The following is a 9,071-nucleotide window of genomic DNA, read 5'->3' on the forward strand; positions in this document are numbered from 1 at the left end:
TTAACTCATTTTATGAATGAAGAAACTGAAAAGGTAAATTCCTATGTGTATATTAGCCCAGTCGTATTTACCAAAGCTTTCTTTGAGCTTTCAGTTGCGGCTAAGAAACTATTCTTGGACATTGCTATGCAACAGTACAGCGAAACGACGCTTAAACGTTCCTTAGATAAACAGGATGAAAGAGGAAATACAACTCATTTTGGCGGAATGTACCGCTTTTTACATAAGAAATACCCACATCAAATCCGTGCGGTTATGATAGAATTAACAACTGCATTGCCATGTTCAGGGACTCCCCTATTCAAAATTTGCAAGTTGCAAAAAGGGAGTAAAAATAAAAAAAGATATACGACTTTATATCTATCCTTACATACAGATTTCTTATGTACAAAAGAAGCTGGGGAAATACAGTATCGTGATCCATTTCCCCCAAAGGTTACGTATGCACGGAAAGCTCGTTTTATTGAATCTGTGCTACAAGAACTGAATATCGGTGAATTTGCACAAGACATGAATAAATTTATTCATGTACTTAAGTATACTTGTCATCGACAAATTCGAAGTGTCATTCGCAGCTTACGTGACATGATAGATCGTAATGAAGAATATCCAAGTAAGTTAGTGTATACGCTGAAAAAAATATTAAATCAAACATCACAATATCAAATTCTTGATACAGCGGCAAAAGAAGGCATTTACCCTCTTATTACACAACATGTTTCAAAAGAACAAAAGGAACAAGCTGTATTTGATTTTGGATTGCATTTCTCTATGTACTCTCTTCGAAACATCAAAAAGTTGTTCCGTAAAACATATGAGTTACTAAAATCCAAATTCGCTGTACCAGTTACAGAGGAATCGTATCACCGTAACTATTTAAAATATCAAGAAGAAACATTGTTTAGAAAATACGCCTATGAACAAGGTGCAAATCTAAATGCTTATATAGCTTTAGAAATAGAAATACGTGAACTTCTAAAAACAAGAGGACATAAAGATCGCTTTATTCCGAGTGATGTTCGCGAATTGTTCATTGAAAAGATAGATAGATTACCTAAAGAAACACTTCGCGTTATTGAAGTGCCGAATGAGTTCAATTTGATTACGTTTATTCGTGCATTTGAACAATTAGTACGCGCTGGTATTCAAGTAACGACAGCTGAACAAGTACTTGAGGTAATAGAAACAAATTAACGATACTCCGCTCTCTATTTTTGAAAAAAATATAAATAGAGGGCTATTCGTGTTGGTTCCATTATTTAAAAACCCTACACTGATTTCTCCTTATAGACACCTTTACTCGATTCTATTCATAATAGAGTCTTTTTTTATACATTCCTATACAAAACTGTACTGCAATTAACTAATTTTCCACATCTATGTTTAAATAAACACATTATTTTTATCTAAAATACATTCAAATACCTACAAAAAATCATAAGAAAAACATTAAATTTCGTGGGTATGTAGATAAATAAAATCTAATGTGAATAATATTATGTAATTATTATTGAAATAAAGGGGTTTTAGTACTTCACCTATCAAAAATCATCAATATTTATGTGAGTTATGTGACAAATTCTAATTATGTTGATTAGTTAACCTATATTGTGAATGTTTTGTGAGTAAATATTAAGAAATTGTGGACATACGGTGGATAAATTGAAAATTTATTACTTGAATAAATATATTTAACAATGCATCAATTTGTTTCATTTTTTATGTAGAAATATATGATACTATTTATGATTATTTGTAGGTTTTATACCGTACTAATAGCTAATTTTGTGTTGTTAGATTCTTCTATTTATGATTTTTTGTGCTATGGTATGCTCAAATCCCTTGTTACAGTAAGGATAAAATCATATTTACTAGCCCTATATAAGTTTTATCTTTATATCTTAAATATATATAAGATATATATTTATATAAGATATTTTTAATTGAGTTAAATGGAAGTACAAATATAAATACAAAAAGTTTAAATTTTTCTGAAGTGAAAGGGAATCAACTTATCATTTATATTTATGAAAACCACTCTTCCTCTGCTTGCGATAGCGTGAAAATAGAGTGGTTTTCTCTTTTTCTAATGTTTTTTTAGTATATTGCGCCCTCATCTCAAGTGGTACACCTTTATAAAGGCTATCAGAAATCAGAGTTTGTCCGCGTCAGGATCTAGCAAATGGGTCCAGGCAAAGTTTGCATTTGAGTCCTCTCGTGTTAGTCCTTTTGTATTGTCTAAGAGCGGGCTCTCCTCAAGGTCAGAGGAATCATAAATCATAGCAGATGGGGGAGGGTTCAGCCAATGCTTCAACCCGGTGGCTATATCAAAGAACTGGGCATGAGGAAGGCCTAGATGTTTACGCCAGAGTGCGATTCGAAGATCGCGAGCGAATCTTCCTCCTGCCGCACGTTCTAATGGTTCTTCCGTAATGCCTGCCATAATCTCAGTGTCGTAAGTGTATCCACGATCATCGCAATTTGCTGACCCAACAGCTACATACTCGTCGTCGATTATCCAGAGCTTCGAGTGTACAAAGTCGCCGCACCAGGGTCTACGGCCCGGATCCTTTGTTTCTTTTAGGCTAAACATGCGCCATTTTTTACGCTGTGGGTCGATTTTCTTTAAGTCGGTACGAAACTCGTTGCGCACGCCAATTAGATAGGGAAATTCGTTCTTATCAATATTGTCGCTGCTCTCAAAATGTTGTGAGTTACTCATCAGGATGAGGAGAAATTTGAAGCTTGGCTCCTTCAATTTTGCGACAAGAGCGTCCTTCACACGGCGACTTACAAGGTACTGATCTTCGATATAGATGTACTCTCGTGCATTGGTGATGCCGTTTTTGACAAGTTGCCAAGCAGACTGGTCGGGATTTTTAAACTTATATGAGTCTCCAGGTTTGAATTTCGTGAGATTTGGAAAGGTTCGCCCGACTGAAACTAGCATCCTTCTCGGTTTGACTTTTCCTCCTAGCACTGTGCACGTGTCCATGTCTCTCGATTGTAATGCGGCGACACGTGAAAAATCTTTCCTCACAGCATTCGGAGTCATTTGGAATTTAATATTATCCAGCGCGGGCGTTGATGGATGATCCATCCAACGATCGCGAAAGACGCTGAGGGCTTCGGCTACGGATGGGCCGTTCAAGCGGATATGTACGTCATGCAAGGGCGACATCCCGCCCACGTCAACACGTGTATTGTTCAAGTCCATTCCACCGAGGAAAGCCACAAGACCAGAGTTTCCGCTGATGACGACGAGTTTCTGATGGTGAGCGTTCGGACCTCGATTGGGTAGATCGCCTGGAACTAAGCGGTCGTCTTCAAGAGCGACGCCGTTTGGTAGACTATTAATAAAGTCTGCAATCGCCTTGTTGTCACCAGGTTTACCTTTGAACGGCGTGTTCCAAAACAAACCACGGACTTGTGCTTTCGTGTTCTTCAAATAATCTTGAAGAAGTGTGTTCACGGGAGGAGTGCCACTGAGTGGATTTTTCATACGCGTCCACGGTTCGACATGCCAACCAATCAGATAGATACGATGGTCGGATGATGTTGCTGTGGCAAGAGCTTCAGCGATGTCATCGAATGCACAACGGCCATAGATGTAGGGTACGACAATATTACCTGACGAAGGCTCGGGTGCGCCGTCAAACCATTTCAATGCATTGTCGATTAGCTTCTTTCGCTTCATTCCTTCGTTGGGCCACCCAATATCGATTCCTTGATGCGGAAGTTTAGCGATCTCGGTGGCGTCAGTGCTACAGCTATTTGTAAATGGTTGTCCTGGCTGTGTAATCTTACTTGGTGGTAGGACTGTTGGCGGTTCTAGCTGTTTTGGCGGCGCTACGGTGCCAGGGGTAGGTTTCACTGGTTTGACAATATCATTATTCCCCATCTAAGCCGCCTCCATAGCCAATTGTATGTCGTGAATTTCGCTTGCATAGGATAGCATACCTTTAAATTTTGCAAAATTAATTCTCAACTTTCATCCCTCCGATATGTGTTTGAGTGTTTACTTGTCTTGGGAAAATAAATTCAATGCTTTTTCTGTAGTGTACTCATAATTTGTGAATTGTAAGGAAGCTTTATACTTTTGAACTAATGGAAGTTAAACTTGACCTGTTTATAATTTAAAGAAAGTTTGCAAGTCTTCTTTAGCTAATGCTTCAGGTGCCCTTCCCTTGCAAATCTTAACCTTGTGTGCTTATCTGAGCAACCATAATGGAATTAGTGTTGACATGGGATACTAACATGAAGCTTTGTAAAAAGATTAATCAAAAATGTTCTGTAAATCTTGATTTATCAATGCTTTTATCAAAACATGAATCATATTTTGATCAACCTTTTTTTACAAACAATTAAACTTTATTTTAGATTCACAAAAGCCTATTACATTAAACCTCTTAATAGGTTTAAAAATACATATCTCCCATGAAATTTGGGGATATTTAAGTCTGAAGACGGCTAAGTTATTTACAGCCATCACATAATAAATAATCTTTATCTAAGACGAAAGGGGTACATAACATGTCAAACATTAAGCGAATAACTGATTTATTCGCCTATAAATCGGTTCTACCTTACGCTAGTGAGCTATTCGGTGTTTATCATTCCTTAATTGGCTGGAACTCTAAAAGGAAGCACGATCGAATCAAAAAAAATACCGACAATGATTATAAAAGTTTATTTTCTCGATTAGGTCCATACCTTGAAGATGATATAACTATTGATTTTAATGATGACTGTACAATTTCAGCTCCTAACTTAGGGCCGGCTGGGTTTGCTGGTCCCAAGTTAATTCCTCAGGATTCCATCGTACTTCAGCAAATCAGTCAAATACTTCAAGATTTTGGGAAAATACCAGTTACGGAAGATGACTGGCAACGCCTTGTCAACAACGACCTTCTATCGGAAATTCTTAGAACAAAAGTTCTTGAGCATTACAATGAAATTTCAATTGGCTGTTGCGAGCAAAATGAGATTGTTCCGATTGAAGAAAACACGGATACAGAGGACTTTTTACTGCCATTTGAAAAATTACAGCACTGTAAAGAGGAAGTAAGGAGTGGTATCACCAATGAAGCAAAAATCGCGGGTGTCATCAAAGAGCTAGTTGCAAATGGTCGCGTTAATGAGCTAAACAATATCTTCTTTGATAAGATGGCCGTAGATTCAAGACACTCTTTCCTCCAAGCACTAAACAGGAAGGACATTGGTTTTACGGATCCTTACTTGACATTCGATCCAAGAAAAGATGTGAAAGACGCGACCTTGTCGCCGCTTGGCATGGTTCATTTATTCCGACAGTATTTCTTTGAGTTAGATACATTTCTTGGGACTCCAACAAGTCACGTGTGGCTAAGCCCTGGGTCAACAGTAGAATTAATTGAGGTTAGTACTCGAAAGACTACCACCGAGAGAACAATCGAAACACTTATTGAAAAAACGAAAAAAATAGAGACCGCCAAAACGGACCAGGATGACATAAGTGAAGCGGTGAAGGAAGAAAACAAAGAAGATCTTAAGTTAGGTTTTACAACCACCGTGAATCAATCATGGGGTACTGGGGACGCTTCCGCAACAGCAAGTCTGAACATGGACAAGACACAACAGTTGTCCAGGGAAACAACTCACAAAAGAATGAGAACACAGAGTGAAAAGTTATCAAGCGAAATACGTGAAAATTATAAAACGACTTTTAAAACTGTAACTGAGGTCACAGACACGTCAAGTAAACGTCATATTTTAGCTAACAACACAGAAAAACTAATTAACTATGAATTGCGCAGAAAAATGAGACAGGTTGGTGTACAAGTACAGGATGTCGGTACTTATCTATGTTGGGAAACATTTGTTGATAACCCGGGTGAAGACCTTGGACTCGCGGACTTAGTTCATTATGCACAACCGACCGATCTCGTCCAAGTGCCTGATCAAACGGAAATCCCCATTCCTCCCGACCAAGTGATCCCTTGTAAAACAAATGCGACCTGGAATTTCGGTGATGATACGAGAATGTACGGCTTCGTAACACTTACAACGATTGATCCACCACCGGCGCCAGAAGGATTTGAAGTTGTCGTTGATGACAGAATTATTCCAGCTGCACAGATTACTGCTTCAGGTAAAGACTTCGAAGGTGCTTGGCGTTTCGGTGCTCGGTTTACGGATAATAAACGGATTGAAGTAGGTGTGATCACAGAACCTGGTGGTCTTAAGTTTAACCGCGTAGACTTCGTGGTTGGTTTTACATTGACATATACAGTCACCGAGGCCAAAAGAAGAGAAATTGGTGATGCCAACAAAGAGAAGAAACGCGCTGGTGAGACAGCAAACAAGGAAAATATACGCAAATCCAAAGAAGCTTTTTACAAGGCTGTTAAGGAGCGTGTTGAGTTTGCCAGAGATATCCATAAGCGTAAATTTGAAGAATTACGTGAAGAAGAACGTATTATTATTTACCGTCAGCTGATAAGTTCCTTGATGACAAATGATCATTACATTAATGCCACCAACAGCAGCCGTCACGTTCTTTCGGAGTTGATTAATTCTATCTTTGATATTGATAAGATGCTGTACTTTGTCGCTCCAGAGTGGTGGAAGCCCCGTACGTATAAAAGGGAAGTTAACATACAGGAAATTAAGAGACAGCTTAACGATAACCTTGTTACTTGGTCTGAAAGTCCTGTGCGGCTAGATAATTACTTGATTACGGAAAAGTCCAATCCTGCGCCCATGGGTAGTTCGTTAGGTTGGCTTTTACAATTAGACGGTGACAATTTACGAAATGCTTTCCTCAACGCACCTTGGGTTAAAGCAATTATTCCTATTCGTCCTGGGAAGGAGCAAGCTGCTTTGAATTGGCTACAAAACACTAATATTGAGGGAGTTGATGGTCTGAATGCTGAGTATCTTGCTTCAGACGATGAACTAAACCAAATCAAAACAAATTTAGGATTAGAGCCTGAAGAAACAGTTACCATAAAAAACGCAATCGATTTTCTTTGTATGCAAGTCGCTGAGAAACATGAGGAATCTAATCAAGTCCAGACATTTCCGGAAACTGAAGTTAATGATGATAACAAAGTTACTTCAACTCCAGTTGAAAAGGTCTTTGAGCATGGTTTTTATCCGTTGCAAGGTGGCTTCCGTGTAGACCCAAACGATTTAAATCGAGATCCTAACAATAAAGATAAGAACTTCCAAGTTTTCGACCAATGGATAGAAGTCCTGCCTACTGATCAAGTGGTTCCTGTAGAGGTGGCCTACAACCCGATTACAGGGAGACAAATACCTGTAGAGAGTGACCACAACAGACAAGTATGTGTAGAAAGTGAAGCGGAAACTGTAGAACCTAGAGTGATGGAAATAAACATTGATAATACCATTACAGATGTTGATATTTAGAATCACTTCTTTTTAAGAATACAGAGTTTATTACAAAAGGAAATATTTTTTGTAACCATGACGATACTAAAAGGAACCATTGTTATTTGTCTAGATTGCAAATCTCATTGTACATGCTATAATATAGATACAAACTAAGGTATACTTCAGTCAATAAAATCATACAATAAAAAAGAGAGCAACATGCTACCAACATGTGCTCCTCTTTGGATAACTGCTACCATCAGGTGGTGGCTATCGATTATCGTTTATATTTACGAAAACCACTCTTTCTCTGCTTGCGACGGCGTGAAGAAAGGGTGGTTTTCTTGTTTTCTAAAATATTTCTCTTAAAAAGATGTGCAATCGATTCACGAACGACACCTTTTATAATTTCTTTTAGAAACTCAAGAAAAAGATCCATGGCGTATTCACCCCCCTTCTTTTCCAAATGGAAAAAAGGGGATAGCCACCCTAACTTCACAGTTATCTTTTCATATTATAGCATAGTCTTCTCCGTTTGAAGACTGTACACCTCATCTTAATAAGAGTCGAGTATCGTGTAATATCTTGTATAGTATCTATAAGAAATACTTTGAGTCTGATTCCCCTTTTCAAAAATTAAAGCATTTTGATATTCTAATTGCTCAACGAATGTCCAACCATCTTTCTCCAGCATCTTTATGAAGGGCTCCATTTTCCTACGTTTTACCAAATAAAGAGAAACATCTGAATATCGATCTTCGTTTTGTTCTATTTCAACTATTTCTTTCCCTTGAAAAATCATTTTTGACATTCCTATGGCTAATGGTATGGGGTTCTCTTCTTGAAAAATAACTCTTCTTTTTTCGATAACGAATATAGCCAACAAGGTAAATATTAATAACGGAATGATGAATTTTTTTGACTTTAACAAGCAACGTCACCTCTTTCCTCTTTTTCCCTGTTGCAACATACATTCTTCGTATATACATAACTGTCCTTTGTGAGTAGATATTATATTTTTTGTACAAATTCAATAATATGGATAGCACTCATATGTATTAGTGTACTTAGAATTTTATATGGATGGTGAGACATATGAATCAATATCAAATGTTGTATAGTACACCGTATCTTTATTCCTCTCGAACATTGAATCAAATGTATAAAAGTACTAAAAGTGAAGAAAACATATGCGCTATACAAGAGCATATGCAACGACATGAAGTTTATTTAGACCCACAGTACCGAGGATATTATTATTTAAGTCAAAAAATTGAAGAAGATCTATATGGTGATGAACATGCTGTAAGTTGGAATGAGTTATTAGATGATTACCAACTATACAGGGATCGTAAAGGGAACTTATCTATTAAACCGAAGGGATGGGACTAAAGTGACGATCATTGGAGAGCTAGGGGTAGTTTATGCCGTTACTGGTGCTTCAGTTTTGGGAATTAAGTTACTAAAAAAGAAAGGTCTTTACCTTCCAGATTGGTTGCTACGTGCGGGGCTAAAATGCTTATTAATTGGGAGTGTTTGGTACGTGCTAATGGATGTACTAGATGTGTTTCTACGTTAGTATTACATCTGGTAGTTGAAAAAAATTGTAATAGTGCGCCTTAATCTGTTTTTTCTAACCTTCCATACAGGCTCAACTACCTAAAGGAGGTATGGAGGATATGATATCACTTTTG

General features: G+C 37.7%; 7 protein-coding genes. 4 read left to right on the plus strand and 3 right to left on the minus strand.

The window, feature by feature from the left end:
- Positions 1 to 1,194 (plus strand): hypothetical protein (locus BPMYX0001_RS24905; RefSeq protein WP_033799339.1); only part of this gene is annotated, 1,194 nt, incomplete at its 5' end.
- Between the two features lie 958 nt (positions 1,195 to 2,152).
- On the opposite strand, the gene BPMYX0001_RS24910 is transcribed toward BPMYX0001_RS24905, so the two are convergent.
- On the minus strand, positions 2,153 to 3,901 hold the full coding sequence (locus BPMYX0001_RS24910) for a phospholipase D family protein (RefSeq protein ID WP_006096953.1): 1,749 nt from the start codon (positions 3,899 to 3,901) through the stop codon (positions 2,153 to 2,155).
- Between the two features lie 632 nt (positions 3,902 to 4,533).
- On the opposite strand from BPMYX0001_RS24910, the gene BPMYX0001_RS24915 reads away from it, so the two are divergent.
- Positions 4,534 to 7,413, plus strand: a complete 2,880-nt coding sequence (locus tag BPMYX0001_RS24915; protein WP_006096954.1) for a hypothetical protein — start codon at positions 4,534 to 4,536, stop codon at positions 7,411 to 7,413.
- A gap of 241 nt (positions 7,414 to 7,654) precedes the next feature.
- On the opposite strand, the gene BPMYX0001_RS33350 is transcribed toward BPMYX0001_RS24915, so the two are convergent.
- Together BPMYX0001_RS33350 and BPMYX0001_RS24920 are read right to left on the minus strand one after the other, a co-directional pair.
- Positions 7,655 to 7,816, minus strand: coding sequence for a hypothetical protein (locus BPMYX0001_RS33350; RefSeq protein ID WP_167535686.1), 162 nt, complete (start codon positions 7,814 to 7,816; stop codon positions 7,655 to 7,657).
- 117 nt (positions 7,817 to 7,933) lie between these two features.
- Complete coding sequence (locus BPMYX0001_RS24920; protein WP_033799340.1) at positions 7,934 to 8,308, minus strand: hypothetical protein; 375 nt, start codon at positions 8,306 to 8,308, stop codon at positions 7,934 to 7,936.
- Positions 8,309 to 8,472: 164 nt separating this feature from the next.
- Here BPMYX0001_RS24920 and BPMYX0001_RS24925 point away from each other — a divergent pair, with 164 nt between their 5' ends.
- Entirely contained in the window at positions 8,473 to 8,769 is a 297-nt protein-coding gene (locus tag BPMYX0001_RS24925; RefSeq protein ID WP_033799341.1) for a phage protein, read from the plus strand.
- 1 nt (position 8,770) lies between these two features.
- Complete coding sequence (locus BPMYX0001_RS24930; protein WP_006096958.1) at positions 8,771 to 8,956, plus strand: hypothetical protein; 186 nt, start codon at positions 8,771 to 8,773, stop codon at positions 8,954 to 8,956.
- Positions 8,957 to 9,071 lie beyond the last annotated feature (115 nt).

Source organism: Bacillus pseudomycoides DSM 12442, from assembly GCF_000161455.1.
Classification (GTDB): Bacteria; Bacillota; Bacilli; order Bacillales; family Bacillaceae_G; genus Bacillus_A; species Bacillus_A pseudomycoides.